Source organism: Castellaniella sp. GW247-6E4 (assembly GCF_040276065.1).
Lineage (GTDB): Bacteria > Pseudomonadota > Gammaproteobacteria > Burkholderiales > Burkholderiaceae_B > Castellaniella.
Genome location: NZ_JBELOI010000004.1, coordinates 142,547 through 161,285, shown reverse-complemented (window position 1 = coordinate 161,285; position 18,739 = coordinate 142,547). Strand labels below are relative to the sequence as shown.

At 65.5% G+C, this 18,739-nt stretch carries 21 protein-coding genes; 10 read left to right on the top strand and 11 right to left on the bottom strand.

Going from position 1 to position 18,739, the window contains the following annotated elements:
* Window positions 1-126: 126 nt before the first annotated feature.
* Together ABS761_RS07000 and ABS761_RS06995 are read left to right on the top strand one after the other, a co-directional pair.
* Window positions 127-510, top strand: coding sequence for a nucleotide pyrophosphohydrolase (locus ABS761_RS07000; RefSeq protein WP_350407445.1), 384 nt, complete (start codon window positions 127-129; stop codon window positions 508-510).
* Window positions 511-531: 21 nt separating this feature from the next.
* On the top strand, window positions 532-2,400 hold the full coding sequence (locus ABS761_RS06995; RefSeq protein WP_350407444.1) for a DNA/RNA helicase domain-containing protein: 1,869 nt from the start codon (window positions 532-534) through the stop codon (window positions 2,398-2,400).
* 55 nt (window positions 2,401-2,455) lie between these two features.
* Here ABS761_RS06995 and ABS761_RS06990 read toward each other — a convergent pair whose 3' ends face one another.
* The 3 genes from ABS761_RS06990 to ABS761_RS06980 are packed head-to-tail and all read right to left on the bottom strand — an operon-like array spanning window position 2,456 to window position 4,472.
* Window positions 2,456-3,373: a DMT family transporter gene (locus tag ABS761_RS06990; protein ID WP_350407443.1), complete on the bottom strand. Its 918-nt coding sequence runs from the start codon at window positions 3,371-3,373 to the stop codon at window positions 2,456-2,458.
* A gap of 17 nt (window positions 3,374-3,390) precedes the next feature.
* Window positions 3,391-3,537, bottom strand: a complete 147-nt coding sequence (locus tag ABS761_RS06985) for a cupin domain-containing protein (protein WP_350407442.1) — start codon at window positions 3,535-3,537, stop codon at window positions 3,391-3,393.
* Between the two features lie 35 nt (window positions 3,538-3,572).
* Window positions 3,573-4,472, bottom strand: coding sequence for an EamA family transporter (locus tag ABS761_RS06980; protein ID WP_350407441.1), 900 nt, complete (start codon window positions 4,470-4,472; stop codon window positions 3,573-3,575).
* A gap of 157 nt (window positions 4,473-4,629) precedes the next feature.
* On the opposite strand from ABS761_RS06980, the gene ABS761_RS06975 reads away from it, so the two are divergent.
* Window positions 4,630-5,196, top strand: coding sequence for an NADPH-dependent FMN reductase (locus ABS761_RS06975; protein WP_350407440.1), 567 nt, complete (start codon window positions 4,630-4,632; stop codon window positions 5,194-5,196).
* A gap of 38 nt (window positions 5,197-5,234) precedes the next feature.
* Here the strand turns inward: ABS761_RS06975 and ABS761_RS06970 are convergent, their stop codons facing one another.
* Window positions 5,235-6,044 carry an outer membrane protein gene (locus ABS761_RS06970; RefSeq protein WP_350407439.1) on the bottom strand — a complete coding sequence of 270 codons (810 nt, stop codon included), beginning with the start codon at window positions 6,042-6,044 and terminating at the stop codon, window positions 5,235-5,237.
* Entirely contained in the window at window positions 6,041-7,339 is a 1,299-nt protein-coding gene (locus ABS761_RS06965) for an amidohydrolase (protein ID WP_350407438.1), read from the bottom strand. Before ABS761_RS06965 ends, ABS761_RS06970 begins: the two co-directional genes overlap by 4 nt.
* A gap of 177 nt (window positions 7,340-7,516) precedes the next feature.
* Here ABS761_RS06965 and ABS761_RS06960 point away from each other — a divergent pair, with 177 nt between their 5' ends.
* Window positions 7,517-7,942, top strand: a complete 426-nt coding sequence (locus ABS761_RS06960; protein WP_350407437.1) for a VOC family protein — start codon at window positions 7,517-7,519, stop codon at window positions 7,940-7,942.
* 97 nt (window positions 7,943-8,039) lie between these two features.
* Here ABS761_RS06960 and ABS761_RS06955 read toward each other — a convergent pair whose 3' ends face one another.
* The gene (locus ABS761_RS06955) at window positions 8,040-8,651 is read right to left on the bottom strand and encodes an FMN-dependent NADH-azoreductase (RefSeq protein ID WP_350407436.1); all 612 of its coding nucleotides are present in this window, start codon (window positions 8,649-8,651) and stop codon (window positions 8,040-8,042) included.
* Between the two features lie 120 nt (window positions 8,652-8,771).
* Here ABS761_RS06955 and ABS761_RS06950 point away from each other — a divergent pair, with 120 nt between their 5' ends.
* The 3 genes from ABS761_RS06950 (at window position 8,772) to ABS761_RS06940 (ending at window position 11,886) form a co-directional block, all read left to right on the top strand.
* The gene (locus tag ABS761_RS06950) at window positions 8,772-9,707 is read left to right on the top strand and encodes a LysR substrate-binding domain-containing protein (protein ID WP_350407435.1); all 936 of its coding nucleotides are present in this window, start codon (window positions 8,772-8,774) and stop codon (window positions 9,705-9,707) included.
* 73 nt (window positions 9,708-9,780) lie between these two features.
* On the top strand, window positions 9,781-10,908 hold the full coding sequence (locus tag ABS761_RS06945; protein WP_350407434.1) for an aminotransferase class V-fold PLP-dependent enzyme: 1,128 nt from the start codon (window positions 9,781-9,783) through the stop codon (window positions 10,906-10,908).
* Window positions 10,909-10,944: 36 nt separating this feature from the next.
* Window positions 10,945-11,886, top strand: a complete 942-nt coding sequence (locus tag ABS761_RS06940; protein ID WP_350407433.1) for a DMT family transporter — start codon at window positions 10,945-10,947, stop codon at window positions 11,884-11,886.
* A gap of 33 nt (window positions 11,887-11,919) precedes the next feature.
* Here the strand turns inward: ABS761_RS06940 and tenA are convergent, their stop codons facing one another.
* Genes tenA through ABS761_RS06925 form a run of 3 tightly spaced genes read right to left on the bottom strand, consistent with a single transcriptional unit; the run spans window position 11,920 to window position 14,355 of the window.
* Window positions 11,920-12,606 (bottom strand): thiaminase II, encoded by a 687-nt coding sequence (tenA, locus tag ABS761_RS06935; RefSeq protein ID WP_350407431.1) that lies wholly within the window; start codon window positions 12,604-12,606, stop codon window positions 11,920-11,922.
* Between the two features lie 58 nt (window positions 12,607-12,664).
* A complete protein-coding gene (locus ABS761_RS06930) occupies window positions 12,665-13,426 on the bottom strand; it encodes an ABC transporter permease (RefSeq protein WP_350407430.1) in 762 nt (253 codons plus the stop codon).
* The gene (locus ABS761_RS06925) at window positions 13,423-14,355 is read right to left on the bottom strand and encodes an ABC transporter ATP-binding protein (protein ID WP_350407429.1); all 933 of its coding nucleotides are present in this window, start codon (window positions 14,353-14,355) and stop codon (window positions 13,423-13,425) included. Before ABS761_RS06925 ends, ABS761_RS06930 begins: the two co-directional genes overlap by 4 nt.
* Window positions 14,356-14,390: 35 nt before the next feature.
* Between ABS761_RS06925 and ABS761_RS06920 the strand changes: the two genes are divergently transcribed.
* The 3 genes from ABS761_RS06920 to ABS761_RS06910 all read left to right on the top strand — a co-directional run bounded on the left by ABS761_RS06920 (window position 14,391) and on the right by ABS761_RS06910 (window position 17,130).
* The gene (locus ABS761_RS06920; protein ID WP_350407428.1) at window positions 14,391-15,782 is read left to right on the top strand and encodes an ATP-binding protein; all 1,392 of its coding nucleotides are present in this window, start codon (window positions 14,391-14,393) and stop codon (window positions 15,780-15,782) included.
* Complete coding sequence (locus ABS761_RS06915) at window positions 15,779-16,495, top strand: response regulator (RefSeq protein ID WP_350407427.1); 717 nt, start codon at window positions 15,779-15,781, stop codon at window positions 16,493-16,495. The genes ABS761_RS06920 and ABS761_RS06915 overlap by 4 nt, the downstream gene beginning before the upstream one ends.
* A gap of 140 nt (window positions 16,496-16,635) precedes the next feature.
* Window positions 16,636-17,130: a Spy/CpxP family protein refolding chaperone gene (locus ABS761_RS06910; protein WP_350407426.1), complete on the top strand. Its 495-nt coding sequence runs from the start codon at window positions 16,636-16,638 to the stop codon at window positions 17,128-17,130.
* A gap of 121 nt (window positions 17,131-17,251) precedes the next feature.
* On the opposite strand, the gene ABS761_RS06905 is transcribed toward ABS761_RS06910, so the two are convergent.
* On the bottom strand, window positions 17,252-17,761 hold the full coding sequence (locus ABS761_RS06905; protein WP_350407424.1) for a C40 family peptidase: 510 nt from the start codon (window positions 17,759-17,761) through the stop codon (window positions 17,252-17,254).
* 31 nt (window positions 17,762-17,792) lie between these two features.
* Complete coding sequence (locus ABS761_RS06900; protein ID WP_502881394.1) at window positions 17,793-18,587, bottom strand: YggS family pyridoxal phosphate-dependent enzyme; 795 nt, start codon at window positions 18,585-18,587, stop codon at window positions 17,793-17,795.
* Window positions 18,588-18,739: the final 152 nt, after the last annotated feature.

Sequence of the window (18,739 nt, the reverse complement as noted above, 5' to 3'; positions counted from 1 at the left end):
GGCTGGACGGACGCTCTGGGGGCGGTGCCGGAGGTCTCATGTTGCATGATCCTGGGCGTGACGAGAATGGCTCGTTAAAATGGGTACGTACAATTACTGATATCGTTGCCTGGAAAACGGTTAGAGATGAATAAGAACACAGGCTCTCCGAGCCGCCTGATCGAGGTTGGCCCGCTTGCGGATGCGCTTCGCAGATTCGCGCAGGAGAGGGATTGGGCGCAATTTCATTCGCCGAAAAACCTGGCGATGGCGCTGACGGCCGAGGTCGGGGAATTGGTGGAGCTGTTCCAGTGGCTCAATGAGGATGATTCTCGGAATGTTGCTCGCGACATTCGGACGGCACAGGCGGTTCGTCACGAACTTGCCGATGTCTTGCTCTACTTGGTCCGGCTGGCCGACGTGCTCGAGGTGGATCTGGCGCAGGCTGTCGATGAGAAATTGCGGCTGAATGCGGAAAAGTATCCCGTCGACAAGGCGCGCGGGACCAGCAGGAAATACACGGATTTTTGAAGGCGGTCCAGGGAGACATCGGTGATTGTTTACCAGGCGGAGAAGCACAGGTTCCTGGAGGATGTGAGGAAAGGGGATATCGACGAGGTCATTCTTGCCCGGTTCAAGGCGAAGATCGGCCGATCCGTCTCCAGGGGCGAGCAGCGCTCATGGGGAAATTCCCTTCAATATGTCGCCAACGTGCTGGACGATGAAAATCTGGATGACGACCTGGGCGTTGCAGTGGAGTTTGTGCTCCCTCAATCATTGAAGCGGATTGATGTCACAATCGCCGGTCATGCCCGAGGTGGCGAGCGGCACGCGGTCATCATCGAGCTGAAGCAATGGGAGACCGCCAAAGGCACCGATCGGGACGGCATCGTGCTGACCTATGTGGGCGGCGCCGAGCGCCGAGAGGTTCACCCCTCGTACCAGGCTTGGTCGTATGCCGCCTTCTTGCGAGGCTTCAACGAAGCCGTGTATGGCAAGGATGGCGTCAAGCTGCAGCCTTGCGTTTATCTGCACAATTACAAGCGCGACGGGGTGATCGATGCCGCGCACTATGGGGCCTATCTAGAGGAAGCGCCGCTTTTCGCCAAGGGCGAGCGCGATCGGCTCAGGGACTTCATTCGCGCGCATGTCCCCAGGGGCGGGGGTGGGAAAGTCCTTTTTGAGTTGGAGAACGGGCGTATCCGACCGTCCAAGGCGCTGGCCGACGCGGTCAAAGGCATTGTCCAGGGGCATCGGGAGTTCGTGCTGCTCGACGAGCAAAAAGAAGTATTCGAGACCTGTCTGGAAGCGGCGCGCACCGCCAGTCCGGCCGCGCCCCGCGTCATCATCGTGGAGGGCGGCCCGGGGACCGGAAAATCCGTGGTGGCGGTGCATCTGGTCGCTGCCCTGCTGTCGCACCGGAATTTGGCGGTCTATGTGTCGAAGAATGCCGCGCCTCGACACGTTTTTGTCGAAAAGCTGGGCAAAATCAAGCAGGACAAGATGAAGTTGGCCAGTCTCTTCAGCGGTCCGGATCGGTTCATGGGAGCGGAGCCCAATGCGTACGGCACTTTGGTGGTCGATGAATCCCATCGCTTGACGGAAAAGGGCGGATTCTACGGAAACGAGGGTGATCATCTCATCAGGGACCTGGTGCGGGCAGGGACGTGCGCGATCTTTTTTCTGGATGAAAGCCAGCAGGTGACCTGGAAGGACGTGGGCTCCAAGGCCATCATTTCCAAGTTCGCCGCTGAGCGGGGTGCGCGACTGGAGGTCATGCGGCTCGAGTCGCAGTTTCGCTGTGCGGGATCGGATGGGTACCTGGCCTGGATCGACCATGTGCTGGATATTCGCCAGACGGCAAACCAGACCCTCGAAGAGGCATCGATGGAGTTCGAGGTGTTTGACGATCCCGCAGAGATGCATGCCGCCATCGCGGCCAAGAATGATCGGAACAAGGCACGCGTCGTGGCAGGGTATTGCTGGCCTTGGCGCAGCAAAAGGGATCCCCGGGCCAATGACATCGTGATCGGCGATTATGCCCGCCAATGGAATCTGTCCCAGGACGGCAGCCTTTGGATCATCGCACCCGAATCCATCAAGGAGGTGGGATGCATCCATACCTGCCAGGGGCTCGAGGTGGACTATGTCGGCGTCATTATTGGGCCCGATCTTGTCATGGAAAATGGCGTGCTCAAGACGGTTCCCGAGGCCAGGGCCAGACATGATAAATCCATTAAGGGCTATAAAAAGGATTTGGCCATCGATGCCGAGTGGGCGCGGGAAAAGGCGGACCGCATCATCAAGAACACATACCGTACTCTGATGACGCGAGGCATGAAGGGGTGCTATGTCTATGCGACTGATCCGGAAGTCAGGGCATACTTGAGGCGGCTCAGCGGCCGTGCGCCGCATCCATGAGCGGCCCGCCGCCTTTACGCCGCCTGTCACCGTCGCGGCATCTTGCGTTGCGGGTCTATGTCGGGCGCGTTTCGGCCCGGATGACGATGACCAGCCCGGCCAGCAGGGCCGCCAGGCCGGCATAGGCCAGTGCGCCGGGCTGCTCGCCCACCACCAGGATCGCCAGCAGGAACGCAGTGACCGGCTCCATCAAGGCCAGCGATACGCCGCTGGCGGCGCTGATGCTGCGCAATCCCGTGCTGAACAGCAAGTAGGCGATACCGGTGGCCGCGATGCCCAGGAAACCGACCAGTAGCCAGCCCGGGCCCGTGATCTGCAGCGGCCCGGCCTGTAGTCCCGCCGCCGGCAGGGCCAGCAGCGCGCCCACCATGAAAACGGCCAGCGTCGTGACGGCGGGTGCCGAGCGGTGAACGAGCCGTTTGTTGAGCAGGGCATACAGCGCGTACGCCAGGCCGGCAGCCAGGCAGAGCGCGATGCCCAGCGGATCAGCCTGGATGTCGCCGCCGCGTCCAAAGACCAGCAGCGTGCCGCCAGCGACGGCCAGCAGGGTGCCTGCCCACCAGCCCGCGCCTGGGCGTGCGCCGGCCAGCATCTGCAGCAGCCCGGCCCAGATCGGACCGCTGCCCAGCGCCAGCGCCGTGCCGACGGCCACGCCGGTGGCCTTCACCCCGGCGAAAAACGTCAGGTTGTAGCCCGCCATGCAGGCGCCGGCCCAGATCGCCTGCTGCCAGTGCAGGTCGGCGAGCTCGCGGCCCAGGCGGACGGGTCCGAGGGCCCAGGCGGCATAGGCGAGGAAGAAAAGGGAGGCGACCAGCAGGCGCAGTGCGCCTACCCAATAGGGCGACAGCGCGGCGGAGGAAAAGCTCTGGGCCGTGCCTGTGGTCCCCCAGAGCACGGCGGCGCCGAGCACCAGCAGCACGCCTTGCAGGGACGAGGCCGGAGAGGAGGAGGGTGTTTTGGTCGGGGCGCTCATACCATCATGGTGGCAGCTCACCGGCTGGCCCGTTCCAGCCGCCCGTTGACCTCCAGGTCCATGCGCCCCGCCAACGGCACCATGATCTGCACGTCATCATGCTCATGGACGTGCGCCTGTCCATCGTAGCTGCGCAGCGAGCTGACGGGTTTGATGAGGGCCATGAGGTGACACGGGGGTTGGGAACGATGGCTCGATCTTACAGCGTCCGGTCCGTGCCTGTCCGCATGGGGCGGTTGGGCGTTTTTGCCCGCGCATGCGCCTGCTGGCTGAGCCATATGCTGCCGAGGATCACGGCGATGCCGATCGCCTGGAGCGCGCTCAGCGTTTGGTCCAGGAAGACCCAGCCGAGCAACACGGCCGTCAGGGGGCTCAGGAACAGCAGCGATGACACCACGGCCGAATCCAGACGCGCGGTGCTCTTGAACCAGAGTGCGTAGGTGAGGGCGGCCCCGATCAGGCTGAGCCACGCGAGCCCGAGCAGGTTGGCGGCGTTCAGGGCCGGCGGCGCCGGGTCGAACAGCAGCGCCGCGGGCGCGAGGAGCAGGCCACCAAAGAGTAGTTGCCACGCGGTGGAGGTCATCGCCGACATCGGCGGCTGCCATTTGCGGGTCAGTATGGTTCCCAGCGCCATGGCGGTCGCGCCGGCCAGGCCCGCGCCGACGCCCACGGCGTCGAGCGCCGCGTCGGGCGTCAGCACCAGCAGGCCCACGCCGCCCATGCCGGCGAGCGCAGCGAAGACCGTCAAGGGACGCAGTGGGGTGGCAAGCAGAAACGAGGCTAGGAAAACGACGATCAGGGGCTGAGCCGACAGGACGGTCCCGGCGATGCCGCCGGGGAGTCGATAGGCCGCGACGAACAGCAGGCTCCAGAAGAGCGAGAAATTCAGGGCGCCCAGGAACAGGCAGCGCAGCCACCAGATGCCGCTCGGCAGCCGCCGGGAGACCAGGAGCAGGAGAATCCCCGCCGGCAGCGCACGCAGGGCGGCGGCCGTCAAGGGCGAAAAACCGGGCAGCAGCTCGGTGGTGACGATATAGGTGCTGCCCCAGACAATGGGGGCGATGGCGGTCGACAGCAGGTCGCTTGCCCGAGTTTTCATGCAGTTTCCTGAACATCCTGAACGGGGTGGCGCCGCTCGGGGGGCCGGCGTTCAATGGGTAATTTACTTCATTGTGGCGGTGGCGACTCTTGGGGTGCCGGGCCGGCCTTCGGGTTCGCAGTACGATAGCGGGTCCCCATCGATAAAAGGAAGAACCATGGCCTTGAGGCTTCAAACCATCGTCTGCAGCACGCGACCCGGACGGGTCGGGCCGGCGGTGGCCCGCTGGTTTCACGAATTTGCGTGCGCGCACGGCGCCTTCGAGGCGCAACTCGTCGACCTGGCCGATGTCGGTCTGCCGCTATACGACGAGCCGGAGCACCCCCGCATGCAGCAGTATGAGCACGAGCATACCCGGCGCTGGAGCGCGATTGTGGCCGCCGCCGACGCCTATGTGTTCGTGAGCCCGGAGTACAACTACAGTCCGCCGCCGGCCTTGGTCAACGCCCTCGACTTCCTCTACAAGGAATGGAACTATAAACCTTGCGGCTTCGTGGGCTACGGCGGCGTTTCGGGGGGGCTGCGAGCGGTCCAGATGGAAAGGCTGCATGTCACCACGCTCAAGATGATGCCGATGGCGGAAGGCGTCACGGTGCCGAGGGTAGCCAGCCACATCGGCGACGATGGCGTGTTCGCTTCCAACGAACCGATCGATGCGTCGGCCAAGACCATGCTGGATGAATTGCTGCGCTGGGCCGAGGCGTTGAGGGCCATGCGTGCGTGATGCGGCGGGCGCCGGTGCGACGCGCCCGCCGCCGCGGCTCAGAACCGGTATTGCAGGCCGGCGACGAAGAGATTGTAGTTCTGGCGGCCGAGGCCCACGTCCCAGGTCCGTGTTGGGAGGTGCAGGCCCGGATAGTCCGTCGAGCCGAAGGTATAGCGTGTCGCCTCGATGGAGAGGTGGCGATACTCGGCAAACAGGCGCACCCGGCGACTCGCCTTGGCCTTGAGGCCGACTTTGAATTGCATGGCGAAGGCGGTGTCCGAGGCGTCGGGGTCCGAGTTGAAGTGATTGATGCCCGGTTCGGAGGGATTGGCGGAATCGGATCCCTTGACGGACAAGCGGGCCAGTCCGGCGCCGGCTCCCACGTAAGGCAGGATCGTGTCCGAGAAGGGCGTGTGGATGGTGAAGACCGCATTGGCCAGGAGGACGTCCGCCGTCATGGGAAACGTGACGTATTGTGTGCCCAGGGCGCGGGGCGTGACGGGCATCTCGCCCACTGGCGTGTGTTCTCCCAGGTGAAAAGCCTCGATTTCCGTGGCGGGGTTGAGCCCCCAGCGGGTGGATCCGATGCTTCGGCGCCCCCATTCATAGCCGGCCTGGATGCCGCCCAGCGACACACGCTCGCCGCTGCCGGTGGAGCCTTGCGCATCGATCGGCAGCGGCGGCAGCGGGCCCGGCAAAAGGACGGCGCCTCGTTGCCGCAGGCTGCTCGCAATCGCCGTGCCGGTGCCACCGAATACGCCGATGTACGCGCCTGGGGAATCAGGCGCGGTGTCCGCCGCGAGACAAGGCCCGGCACCGAGCGCTCCGGCCATCAGCAGGGCCCCAAGCGTTTGCCGATCCATCATGTCTCCTCTCGCGGTCTCAAGGTGCCGTGCCGGGCGCGGGCGGGGTTGCACAGCCATACCGATGCGGCGGTCAGCATGGCCTGCAGACCAGCGCCGAGCGTTGGGTGGATCACCGGCGCGAACTTGGGTGAATGGTTGTTGGGCAGGGTGTTGAGCTGTCCGGCCGCCTTGGCTCGGGCGTAGGTCTCGGCGTCTGTGCCACCCACGAACCAGAAGACGTAGGGTACCTGCCAGGCACGTCCGAAGAGGCTGAAGTCCTCGCTCGCGCCCGCCGGCTCGGTTTCGTAGGCCCGCTCGCCGAACTGCGCCTTGAACGCCAGTGCGATCCTCTCGGTGGATTCGACATCGTTGCGGGTCACCGGAAAGGAGCTGATGGTAGTGAACTCGGGTTCGCGCGGCGCGTTCGAGGCCTGGCATTCCGCGCAGCATATTCGCCGGACGGCGGCAAGCATCGTGGCGCGGACGCCCTCGTCGGTCGTGCGGATGTTCAGCCGGAGCGTGGCATCCTCGGGGATGATGTTCTCTCGGACCCCGGCATGCAGCGATCCGATGGTCAGCACCGCGTTGTCGGTGGGTGCGATCTCGCGCGATACGATGGTTTGCAGCCGCATTGCCGTGGCTGCGGCCATGATGACCGGGTCGATGGCGGTTTGTGGCTGCGAGCCGTGGGCTCCGCGGCCAAAGAGCTTGACCTTCAGACTGTCGCCCGCGGACAGGATGACGCCGCTGCGATAGCCCACGGTGCCCGCCTCGCCGACGACGACATGCTGGCCCAGGACGACGTCGGGCTTGGGGAAGCGCTCGAACATGCCGTCGTCGATCATGCTTTGCGCGCCGAGGCCAACCTCCTCGCCAGGCTGGAAGACCGCCAGCACGGTCCCCGCCCACGCATCGCGATGGCGGGACAGGATCCGGGCCACGCCCATTAGCCAAGTCATATGCAGGTCATGGCCGCACACGTGCGAGACGCCGACCTCGGCGCCGTCCTCATCCCGGACCCTGACGCTGCTTGCATAGGGCAGGCCGGTGGCCTCCACCACGGGCAGGGCATCCATATCGGCGCGCAGCATCACTGTCGGACCCTCGCCGTTTCTCAGGAGGCCGACCACGCCCGTCACACCGACCCGGCGCGCGACCTCGAAGCCCTGGGTCTGGAGGTAATCGGCCGTGACGTCCGCGCTACGGACTTCCTGCATGGAGAGCTCCGGATTGCGGTGCAGATCTTTGTAGATCGACTCCAGTTTTGGCAGTAGCTCGCTGGCCTCGATGTCCAGGGCCGCGGTCAGCGGGTTCATGGCTTGCTCCTCTGTGGCCTGTCGCCGGGCGGGTCGATGTGAGCCGCCGCCAAGGGGCATTGTATGTCGTGACCGCCCGCGCTTCGCCCTGTTAAGATTAAACAAGATCACCGGCCGGTTCCCGTGGCGAGCGTCGCGCGGCGGCTGGCGCCGAACATCCGCCTCCATGGAATCCAGATGAGCCTGTCCCCCTTCCACCTTGCAATTCCCGTCTACGACCTGCCCGCCGCCCGCCGCTTCTACGGCGAGGTGTTCGGCCTCGAAGAGGGCCGCTCCAGCGCGCAGTGGGTCGATTTCAATTTCTACGGCCACCAGCTCGTGATCCACGAGCACCCCAGGACGGCCTCGCAAGAGAATGCCCACACCAATCCGGTCGATGGACACGAGGTGCCGGTGCCGCATTTCGGCATTGTGCTGGAATGGGCGCAGTGGGAGGCGCTCGCCGAGCGCCTGAAGTCCTTTGGCACGGCGTTCGTGATAGAGCCCTACGTGCGCTTCAAGGGCCAGGTCGGGGAGCAGGCCACCATGTTCCTGCTGGATCCCTGTGGCAATGCCCTGGAATTCAAGGCCTTCAAGGATATCGGCCAGTTGTTCGCCAAGTAGGCCGGCGCAATTCCCGACCATGAAAAACGGCACGATGCGATCGTGCCGTTTTTCATGGTGGCCGACGCATGCGCGCGGGCCGGGCCGGCGAGGCCGCTCAAGCGGCCAGTGCGAGGATGTCCTGACGGGCTTGCGCAAAGCCGCGCTCGCGGCTTTCGGCGCCCATGTCCATCCCCTCGGCGCGCACGACGCGGATGTCCTTTACCCCCATAAAGCCGAAGATCGTCTTGAGGTAGCTTTCCTGGTGTTCCATGGCCGTACCGATTTCGCTGGTCGAGTAGACGCCGCCGCGGCTGAGCGCGAGGATCACGGTCTTGTCCCCCAGCAGGCCGATTGGACCGTTTTCCGTGTACTTGAACGTGCGGCCGGCTTGCGCCACGCGGTCCAGCCACGCTTTCAGTTGGGCTGGGATGGTGAAGTTGTAGAGCGGCGCGCCGATTACCACGACGTCGGCGGCCAGCAACTGGCGCACCATCGCCTCGGAAACGGCGTTTTCACGCGCCTGGATGTCGGAGGGCGCACCCTCGGCCGGCGCGCGAAAGCCCAGTGCGTCGCGCGTCAGGGGGCTGGGTGCCTCGGCGGCCAGGTCCAGGTATTGCACCTGTGCGTCGGGGTGGCTGGCCATCCATTGTTGGACCGCCTCGCGCGAGAGTTGGCGCGATACTGAATGGGCGCCCGTAATGCTGGAGTCGAGGTGTAGCACTTGCATGGAAAATTCCTTTTGGAAATAGCGTCGATGATTGAGTGATAGGTATTATCCATTAGGCATAAATATTTGATAAGTAGCAGTAAAATACATACATTGTTCTGTTTATATCAGTAATTAGCGATGCAAGATCTGAACGATATGCGCTACTTCGCCGAGGTGGCCGAGCGCGGCGGCTTTGCGGTCGCTGCGCGGGCACTGGGTCTGCCCAAGTCCCGTCTATCCCGGCGGATCGCCCGGCTCGAGGCTGAGCTGGGCATGCGGCTGCTGCAACGCACGACGCGCAAGCTGTCCCTGACCGCCGCCGGTGAACAGTATCTCCGGCATTGCGTCGCGGTGCGGGACCAGGCCGAGCAGGCGTGGGCCGAACTCGCCCAGGTTCGTTCCGAGCCGCGCGGTACCTTGCGGGTGGTGTGCCCGGTCACCCTCGCCCAGACCGTCATCGGCCCGCTGCTGTCCGAATATCTGGCGCGTCATCCCAAAGTCAGACTGGATATGCAGGTCAGCAACCGCGTGGTCGACCTGGTCGAGGAGGGCGTGGATATCGCCTTGCGGGTGCGCAGCGACCTTGGCGACAGCGGCAGCGTGATCGTCAAGCAGCTCGGGCTCAGTCATGGCCTGCTGCTGGCCGCACCGGGCCTGCTGGACCGCGGCGGTCGCCCGGGCGCGCCCTCGGACCTCGCGGAAATGGCCGCGGTCGGGATGTCGGGAATCGACGGCGGTTTCCGGCTGCGGCTTTACAAGCCGACTGGCGAGCGCCACGCGATCACGTGCCGGCCCGTGTTCGCGGCCGACGATCTGGTCACTGTGCGCTTCGCCGTCCTGGGCGGCGTCGGTTTCGGCATGCTGCCCGACTACATGTGCCAAGAGGATCTGGCGCGAGGCCGCCTCGAGCGTGTGCTGCCCGAGTGGTCCCTGGCGCCCGGCATCGTGCATGCGGTGTATCCGTCGCGGCGCGGGATGGCGCCCGCGCCCCGCTCGTTTCTGGATTTTCTGGGGGAAAAGCTGGCCCAGAGTGCGCAGGGCGGCATCATCGGAATCTCGCCCTTGCGGCGCTGAGGCCGCGCGCGGCGCGGCGCGCTGGTTCGATGATCTACAATCGTCCGCAAGTCCCTCTTTCAGGAGAAGCCCCATGCCCGGTTTGCTGCCCGACGTCGATCCCGATGGCCTGCTCGAATATTCGGTCGTCTATACCGATCGCGCCATCAACCATATGTCCAGCACCTTCCAGGGGGTGATGAAGGACATCTCGCATACGCTCAAAACCGTCTACGGTGCCCAGTCGGCGATCGTGATTCCCGGCAGCGGTACCTTCGGCATGGAGGCCGTCGCCCGCCAGTTCGCCACCGGAAAACACTGCCTGGTGATACGCAACGGCTGGTTCAGCTTCCGCTGGAGCCAGATTTTCGATGCCGGCGACATCCCGGCGCGGACCACGGTCCTCAAGGCGCGGCCGCTCCACGAGGGGGCGCAGGCGGCCTTTGCGCCGCCGCCCATCGAGGACGTCGAGGCGGCGATCCGCGAGGGCCGGCCCGATCTGGTTTTCGCCGCTCACGTCGAGACGGCGTCAGGCATCATGCTGCCCACCGACTACATGCGGCGGGTCGCCGACGCCGTCCACGCGGTGGGCGGCATGTTTGTGCTGGATTGCATTGCCTCGGGAACGATCTGGGTGGACATGCGTGAGGTGGGGGCCGACGTGCTGATCAGCGCGCCGCAAAAGGGTTGGACGGCGTCGGCCTGCTGTGGCTTGGTGATGCTCGGCCCGCTGGCGCGCGAGCGAATCGAGTCGACCGTCAGCACCAGCTTCGCCTGCGATCTGCGCAAGTGGCTGCAGATCATGGAGGCCTACGAGAACGGCGGCCATGCCTACCATGCGACCTTGCCCACTGACTCCCTGCGGATTTTGCGCGACGTGATGGCCGAGACCGAAGCCTATGGCTATGACAAGGTGCGTCGCGAGCAGCAGGCGCTCGGCGATGCGGTGCGTGCCATGCTTAGTGAAAAGGGTTTCAAGAGCGTCGCGGCCCCGGGCTTCGAGGCGCCGGGCGTGGTGGTCAGCTACACCCAGGACGATGGGATCCACTCTACCGCCAAGTTCGCGCAGGCGGGCATCCAGGCGGCGGCCGGGGTGCCGCTGCAGTGTGACGAACCGCAGGGCTTCAAGACCTTCCGGATCGGGCTGTTCGGTCTGGACAAGCTCCACAACGTGGCGCGCACCGTCGATACGCTGGCGCGGGCCGTGGATGCCATACGATGATGCTGTGATTCCCTTCCCCCCGGGGGTCTTGGCGACATGAGCTCCCCGGTGGGGACGCCGCTGCCCATCGATGGCCGCGCAAGCGGCCTGATGGTCGTTCTGTGCCTGGTCTGGGGTCTGCAGCAAGTCGCCATCAAGGCGGTGGCAACCGACATCGCGCCCATCATGCAGATCGGCCTGCGCTCGTGCGTTGCGGTCATACTGGTCGCCTTGTTGATCCGCTGGCGCCGCGAGCGGATCGACTGGGCGGGCGGCTCGTGGCGCCCCGGTATTCTGGTGGGTGTCCTGTTTGCGGTCGAGTATTTGCTGGTGGGCGAGGGCCTGCGCTACACGACGGCCTCGCACATGTCGGTCTTTCTGTATACGGCCCCAATCTTTGCCGCCCTGGGGTTGCAGTGGAGGCTGCCCGCCGAGCGCCTGTCCGCCATCCAATGGCTCGGCATCCTGGTGGCTTTCCTGGGCATTGTCGTGACCTTCTATGATCGAGGCCCGTCGACGGGCGGGGTCTCGACAGATATGCTGATCGGCGACTTGCTGGGATTGCTGGGAGGGGCCGCATGGGGTGCGACCACGGTGGTGCTGCGCTGTACCCGGCTGGCCCACGCGCCCACGACGCACACCTTGCTCTACCAATTGATCGGCGCCGCGCTGATCCTGGTGGCGGCGGCCGCCATTTCCGACCAGGCCGCCATTCGCTCCACGCCGCTGGTGGTCGCCAGCATGCTGTACCAGACTTTGCTGATGGCTTTCGGCAGCCTGCTGGTGTGGTTCTGGTTGCTGCGGACCTATCTGGCCTCGCGCCTCGGGGTGCTGTCGTTCATGACCCCGCTGTTCGGGGTCGCGTTCGGTGTCTGGCTGCTGGATGAACCGCTGGATGCTGGCTTCGTGATCGGCGCGATCCTGGTGATGACGGGTATTCTGATGGTCAGCGGGCACGAGTGGCTGCGCAGCCACTTGCGTGCACGCCCAGCGGGCTGATCCGCGCCGCCCGCCGCATCGGCGAACCCTGCCCTAGAGGCGATCAGCGGCCGTCAACCCCATTTGCCAGAAGTCGGCCTCCAGGCGCGTGGCGTCGCGGAAGGTCTCGACGAGCCCGGCTAGGCGCTCGGGCGTCTGGCCCGCCAGCCGCTGGTTCAGCCACTGGCGTTCGGCCTGGGCGGCCGCCTGGAATTCAGGGCCGGCATACATGGCGATCCAGGCGTCGTAAGGGTTTGTCTTGCCGCGTACCGTAAAGGGCTGCGCCGTCAGCCAGTTTGCGATGTCGGCATAGCCGATCAGGCAGGGCGCCAGCGCCACGTGCAGGTCCAGCAGATCGCCGCGGTGGCCCGCGTCCAGGACATAGCGGGTATAGGCCATCGTTTCGCGGGCCTCGGGCAGCCGCGCGAGCTCGTCCTCGGAGATTCCCCATTCGGCACAGTAGGCGATGTGCAGGCCCATTTCGATGTCGACGATGGCCTTGAGGCTGTCGAGCCCCTGGCGCAATTCGGCCATGTCGCGGCTTTTGTAGACCGCCAGGCCCCAGGCGCGGGCAAAGTGCACGAGGAACAGGTAATCCTGCCGCAGGTAGTGGCGAAATGCCTCGCGCGGCAGGACGCCGGCGCCCAACTGGCGCACGAAGTCGTGTTGGCAATAGGCGAGCCATTGCGGCTCGCAACGTCGAATCAGCGTCCCGAAGGGGGTGTCGTCGGTGTGTGGCATGGTGTCTCCCGGATAGTCAGCCTGGCGGCACGCCACGCAGTGTAGCCTGTATCCGGGTTCAGACTCGCAGGCGGTAGCCGGTCCGGAAAATCCAGGCGATGATCGCCAGGCAGGCGACCAGAAATCCCATCGTCATTCCGAGGCTCAGCCAGACATTCACGTCGGCCAGGCCATAGAAGCTCCAGCGAAAGCCGCTCACCAGGTAGACCACCGGGTTGAACAGGGTGACGGTGCGCCAGAAGGGCGGGAGCATGTCGATGGAATAGAAGGTGCCGCCCAGAAAGGTCAGGGGCGTGACGATCAGCAGCGGCACGAATTGCAGCTTTTCAAAATTGTCCGCCCAGATGCCGATGATGAAGCCCAGCAGGCTGAAGGTCACCGAGGTGAGCACCAGGAACAGGATCATGGCCAGCGGGTGGTCGATGCGCAGCGGTACGAACAGGCCGGCGGTGGCGAGGATGATGAGGCCCAGCAGGATGGACTTGGTCGCGGCGGCGCCGGCATAGCCCATCAGCACCTCGACGTACGATACCGGCGCCGACAGCAGCTCGTAGATGGTCCCCGTGAACTTGGGGAAGTAAATGCCGAAAGAGGCGTTCGAGATGCTGTGCGTGAGCAGCGACAGCATGATCAGTCCCGGGACGATGAAGGCGCCGTAGCTGACGTCGCCGATGTGCTGGATACGGGTGCCGATCGCGGTGCCAAAGACCACGAAGTACAGCGAGGTGGAGATGACGGGTGCGACGATGCTTTGCAGCAGCGTGCGCCAGGTTCGGGCCATTTCGAACAGGTAGATGGCGCTGACGGCACGCAGATTCATGCGGCTTCCTTGATCAGATCGACGAAGATGTCCTCGAGGGTGAGCTGGGTCGTTTCCAGGTCGGCGATGGCCAGACCCATGTCGCCCAGCGCGGTGATCAATGGCCCCGGGCCGCCGTCGCTGCCGGCGTCGCTCGCGCCGTAGCTGTAGACGAGGGCCGCGCCGTCCTCCGACAAGACCAGGGGCCAGGCTGTGAGTGCCTCGGGAATTTCCCCAAGTGGTGCGCGCAGGCGCACGATCAGTTTTTTCTGGCCGAGCTTGCGCATCAGTGTGGCCTTATCCTCGATCAGTACGATCCGGCCCTTGTTGATGATGCCCACGCGGTCGGCCATCTCCTCGGCCTCCTCGATGTAGTGCGTCGTGAGGATGACGGTCACGCCCGTGGCGCGCAGCGCGCGCACCAGCGCCCACATGTCCTTGCGCAGCGAGACGTCCACACCGGCGGTGGGCTCGTCCAGGAAAAGAATCGAGGGCTCATGGGACAAGGCCTTGGCGATCAGCACGCGGCGCTTCATGCCGCCGGACAGCGAGAGCAGCTTCTGGTCTCTTTTTTCCCACAGGGACAGGTCGCGCAGGACTTTCTCGATGTGCGCCGGGTTCCTGGGCTTGCCGAACAGGCCGCGGCTGAAGCTCACGGTGTTCCAGACCGTCTCGAATGCATCGGTGGTGAGCTCCTGGGGCACCAGGCCGATGGCGGCGCGGGCTGCGCGGTAGTCCCGGGCGATGTCGTGACCGTCGGCGATGACAGTGCCGGCGGTGGGGTTGACCAGGCCGCAGATGATGCTGATGAGTGTAGTCTTGCCGGCCCCATTGGGGCCTAGCAGGGCGAATATTTCGCCACGCCGGATCTCGAGGTTGACTCGGTCCAGGGCCCGCAGGCCCGAGGCGTAGACCTTGTCCAGGCCCGAAACGGATATGATGGGCGTCATGCGCAATTCTCGTGGATTTCGATAGGACAGGATAATTGCAGTCCAGCATCACCTTCAAGCTATTCCTCGCGATACTGGCGAGCTGCATCATCGTGGCGCTGGCCATGGGCATGGCCGTGCGGTTCAGTTTCCAGAACGATTTCGTCGACTATATCCATGAGCGCGAGGAGCAACGCTTGTCCAGCCTGGCCGATGTCCTTGAGGCAGACTATGTGCGTGCCGGCGGCTGGCGGTTCCTCTCCGAGGACCGTGACCGCTGGTGGCGCAGCCTGCGTCTGTCGAGCCGGGGTGGGGGCCACGACGAGCGGGATCCCTTCGGCCACCGCCGGCACGGGGGTCCGCCATCGAGGATTGGCCTGATCGATGCCCAGGGCGAATGGCTGGCCGGGCCGCGCAGCCTGGCGGGTGAGAGGCGCCATCGCCTCGAGGTGGACGGCCAGGTGATCGGGTGGCTGGTGACCCCCCCGCCGCCGACCATGGTTTTGGACGACGAGATCGACCAGCGTTTCCAGTCGCGCCAGTTGCGCGCGACTTGGGTGATCGTCGGCCTGTCGGCCCTGCTGGCTGCCCTGGTCAGCCTGATGCTGGCGCGGATCTTGCTGGTGCCGGTGCGGCGCATCGCCCGGGCCACGCACCGCCTGGCGGGCGGCGATTACGGCACCCGGGTCCAGGTGGGCACCCGGGACGAGTTGGGGCGTCTCGCCGAGGATTTCAATCGCCTGGCCAACAGCCTCGAGCGCAACGAGCGTCTACGCCGCGACCTGATGGCCGATGTCTCGCACGAGTTGCGCACTCCGCTGGCGGTGCTGCGTGGCGAGATCGAGGCGCTGCAGGATGGCTTGCGTGCGCCTGACGCGGCCACGCTCGCCTCGCTGCAGCACGAGGTATTGCGGCTCAGTTCGCTGATCGACGATCTCTACGATCTCTCGCTGGCCGATGCCGGGGCGCTCAGCTATCGGATGGCGGCGCTGGATCTGGCGACGCTCGCGCGCGGCGTCGTCGATGGCCTGCGCGACCGGTTCGCGCGCGCCGGCATCGACCTGCGCCTCGAAGCGGTCAGTGAGCAGTGGGTGCAGGGCGATCAGCACCGCCTCGAGCAACTGCTCTCGAACCTCTTGGAAAACACCTTGCGCTACACCGATGCCCCCGGCCAGGCTCGTATCGTGGTCGAGCCGGCGCATGGCGCGGGCGTGCGCCTGATCGTCGAGGACAGCGCTCCGGGTGTTCCCGCCGAGGTTCTGCCACGGATTTTCGACCGCCTGTTCCGGGTCGAGGGTTCGCGCAGCCGCGCGCATGGCGGCGCCGGACTGGGGCTGGCCATCTGTCGTCACATCGTCCAGGCCCATGGCGGCACGGCGCGTGCCATGGGCTCGTCCCTGGGTGGTCTGCGCCTCGAGTTCGATTTCCCCGCCGGAGGGCCGCTGTGAATTCCAATCGGGTGCTGGTGATCGAAGACGAGCCCAAGCTCGCCGATCTGCTGCGCGTCTATCTCGAGGCTGGCGGATTCGAGGCGCGTTGCCTGGGCGACGGGCTCGAGGCGGCGCGCGAGGTGCGGGACTGGTCGCCGGACCTGGTGCTGCTGGATCTCATGTTGCCCGGCAAAGACGGTCTGGACGTATGCCGCGAGGTCCGCGCGTTCAGCGCGGTGCCCATCATCATGGTGACCGCCCGGGTCGAGGAGATCGATCGCCTGCTGGGGTTGGAGCTCGGGGCCGACGACTATATCTGCAAGCCCTACAGTCCGCGCGAGGTGGTGGCCAGGGTCAAGGCCGTCCTGCGGCGCAGCCGCCAAGGCGCGGCGGCCGGCGATGAGGGCGCCGCGCGCGCGGCGGGGCTGCTCATCGACGAGGATGCCTACCGAGCGCTGCTCGATGGCACGGCGCTCGAGCTGACGCCCGTCGAGTTCCGGTTGCTGGCTCTGCTGGCATCGGCGCCGGGCCGGATTTTTTCCCGCGATCAGGTGCTGGACCGCCTGTACGACGACCATCGGGTGGTGACCGATCGCACTGTCGACAGCCATGTCAAGAACCTGCGCCGCAAACTCGCGGCCATCCGGCCGGACAGCGACCTGATCCGCTCGGTCTATGGCGTGGGCTACCGCCTGGACCTGCAGGCCGCCGAGGACGCGGACCCGCGTTGATGCCCTGGATGCGGAACCGGCCCGCGTGGGGTTCACAGTTTCTCCATCTTTCGTTCACTTTTCCGCCCCAGTGTGTGCGTAATCTGTGTCCATCGCGGATCGGTGGGTTTACGGTCCCGATCAACACAAGGAGCATCCACATGAAGACCAAAACTTTCCTCGCGATTTCCTCCATGGCGCTGGCCGCCTCCCTCGCGCTGCCGCTGACGGCGTCCGCTCAGCCAGGCAATGCGTCCTGCGCCCCGCAAGGCAAGCACATGCATCACAGCGCGCGAGGCGAGCATGGTATGCCTGGCCACGCGATGCGCGCCCTGGACCTCACCGAGGCCCAGCGCGACCAGATTTTCAAGATCCGCCAGGATCAGGCCCAGGCGCTCTACGACCAGCGCAAGGCCGAGCGCGCCGCGGCGACCAAGCTGCGCGAGCTCAGCAGCGCGAGTGCCTTCGATGAGGCCCAAGCCCAGAGCCTGGCGCAGGATCTGGGCAAGGCACAGGCGCAGCTTGCCCTGCTGCGGGCGCAAAAGCACGCGAAGTTCCTGGCGGTGCTGACCCCCGAACAACGTGAAAAACTCGTCGAATTACGCGAGCGCGGCCCTCGCGGCATGCATCGCGGCGACAAGTCCTCCCGTTCCTGATCCCGCCCTCGTCACCTCGACAGCCCGCCCCGCCAGGGGCGGGCTGTACGCCGTCCCCAGGTCGCAGTGCCTGCCGGTTGATTGATGGACTCAAGAGCGCCTTGTGCCGCCTTGAGGGGCTCTACTCGACGAACAATGTCCGGGCCGATTCGAAATGTCGACGGTAGTATGGATTGTCCAGCGTATCAATCCGCACCCGGCCACCCGTCGAGGGCGCATTGATAAAGCGGCCGTCCCCCATATAGATCCCCATGTGCGAATTCGATTGCCCCAGGGTATCGAAAAAAACGAAATCCCCGGGCCTCAAGTGATCCCGCGCGATCGGGCGGCTGAGCTGTGCGATCTGTGCCGTGTTATGGGGCAGGGGGGTATCGGCGGCGGTGTCGAACACGTATTTCACCAAGCCGCTGCAGTCGAACCCCCGGGTGGGCCGCGCGCTGCCGTAGTGGTAATTGGATTGCAGCAGGCTGAGCGCGGTCATGACCACCTCGGTCCGCTTGGCCGGGTCGATGCGCGGGCCAGGCGCGGCGCCCATCGGCGTCCCCGGTCCGGCACAGGCGGCCAACAATAGCGCCGCGCCGGCCGCCAGCCCGCGTGTCCAGCGGGGGAACCGCCATGCCAGAGCCGTCATGCCTCGTCCCCCTGCCGGTTGAGCTGAAGGCTCAGCCGGCACCGCGCTTGCCTTCGGGCCAGTAGTGACTGTCGGGCAGTGCGCGCGCGCCGAAGATCGCCTGGCCGACACGCACGATCGTCGCACCTTCCTCGATTGCCCACTCGAAATCGCCGGACATGCCCATGGACAACTCCTGGAAGCGTTCACCCGACGGCGCGTCCTGCTGCAAGCGGTCGCGCAGGTCGCGCAACCGTTGAAAGCAGGGCCGCACATGGCGCTCGTCCGACGAGAACAGGGCGAGCGTCATCAGGCCGCGCACGCGCAGCGAGGAAAAGGCGGGCAGGGCGCGCGCGAAGTCGAGGGCCTGGTCGGGCGCCAAGCCGAACTTGCTGGCCTCGCCCGAGGTGTTGACCTGCACGAAGACATCCAGCGCTCGGCCCTCGTCTTGTAGACGGCGATCCAGGATTTCGGCCACGCGCAGGCTGTCGAGCGCCTGGAATTCGTGGGCGAAGCGGGCCACGAGCTTGGCCTTGTTGGTCTGCAGGTGCCCGATGACGGCCCATTTCAGATCTTGGAGGTCGGACATGGCCTCCCATTTGCCGTAGGCCTCCTGGACCTTGTTTTCCCCGAGCTCGCGGCAGCCCGCGGCATAAGCCAGGCGGATGCGCGCCTCGTCCACTGTCTTGCTCACGGGCAACAGGCGCACGGTATCGGTGGCGCGGCCCGCGCGTTCGCAGGCGGCGGCGATGCGCATGTGGATGTCGGCGAGGTTGGCCTGAAGCTCGGCCAGCGTGGCGGCGGTCGGATATCCGGTCTTTACGATTTCTGGGCTTGGGGTGTTCACGGTGATCTCGGTCTGGGTTGTGCGGCGCGCGGCGCCTTCGTTCGCCCCTATAGGATACCCCTAGTGCCCCGTTTGGCTAAGCCGGATGCCCGAAAGGGATGCGGTGGCTGCCGCGGGTGTGCTCCGCCCCGGGCGGTGGGGGTCGAACCGCA

Bases quoted from the DNA above. Each gene is read 5' to 3' on its own strand.
- ABS761_RS06960 (WP_350407437.1), top strand. From the start codon at position 7,517: ATGAGCCTGTCCCCCTTCCACCTTGCAATTCCCGTCTACGACCTGCCC.
- ABS761_RS06930 (WP_350407430.1), bottom strand. From the start codon at position 13,426: ATGAATCTGCGTGCCGTCAGCGCCATCTACCTGTTCGAAATGGCCCGA.
- tenA (WP_350407431.1), bottom strand. From the start codon at position 12,606: ATGCCACACACCGACGACACCCCCTTCGGGACGCTGATTCGACGTTGC.
- ABS761_RS06975 (WP_350407440.1), top strand. From the start codon at position 4,630: ATGGCCTTGAGGCTTCAAACCATCGTCTGCAGCACGCGACCCGGACGG.
- ABS761_RS06990 (WP_350407443.1), bottom strand. From the start codon at position 3,373: ATGAGCGCCCCGACCAAAACACCCTCCTCCTCTCCGGCCTCGTCCCTG.
- ABS761_RS06970 (WP_350407439.1), bottom strand. From the start codon at position 6,044: ATGATGGATCGGCAAACGCTTGGGGCCCTGCTGATGGCCGGAGCGCTC.
- ABS761_RS06945 (WP_350407434.1), top strand. From the start codon at position 9,781: ATGCCCGGTTTGCTGCCCGACGTCGATCCCGATGGCCTGCTCGAATAT.
- ABS761_RS07000 (WP_350407445.1), top strand. From the start codon at position 127: ATGAATAAGAACACAGGCTCTCCGAGCCGCCTGATCGAGGTTGGCCCG.
- ABS761_RS06925 (WP_350407429.1), bottom strand. From the start codon at position 14,355: ATGACGCCCATCATATCCGTTTCGGGCCTGGACAAGGTCTACGCCTCG.
- ABS761_RS06980 (WP_350407441.1), bottom strand. From the start codon at position 4,472: ATGAAAACTCGGGCAAGCGACCTGCTGTCGACCGCCATCGCCCCCATT.
- ABS761_RS06910 (WP_350407426.1), top strand. From the start codon at position 16,636: ATGAAGACCAAAACTTTCCTCGCGATTTCCTCCATGGCGCTGGCCGCC.
- ABS761_RS06955 (WP_350407436.1), bottom strand. From the start codon at position 8,651: ATGCAAGTGCTACACCTCGACTCCAGCATTACGGGCGCCCATTCAGTA.
- ABS761_RS06950 (WP_350407435.1), top strand. From the start codon at position 8,772: ATGCAAGATCTGAACGATATGCGCTACTTCGCCGAGGTGGCCGAGCGC.
- ABS761_RS06940 (WP_350407433.1), top strand. From the start codon at position 10,945: ATGAGCTCCCCGGTGGGGACGCCGCTGCCCATCGATGGCCGCGCAAGC.
- ABS761_RS06985 (WP_350407442.1), bottom strand. From the start codon at position 3,537: ATGGCCCTCATCAAACCCGTCAGCTCGCTGCGCAGCTACGATGGACAG.
- ABS761_RS06965 (WP_350407438.1), bottom strand. From the start codon at position 7,339: ATGAACCCGCTGACCGCGGCCCTGGACATCGAGGCCAGCGAGCTACTG.
- ABS761_RS06905 (WP_350407424.1), bottom strand. From the start codon at position 17,761: ATGACGGCTCTGGCATGGCGGTTCCCCCGCTGGACACGCGGGCTGGCG.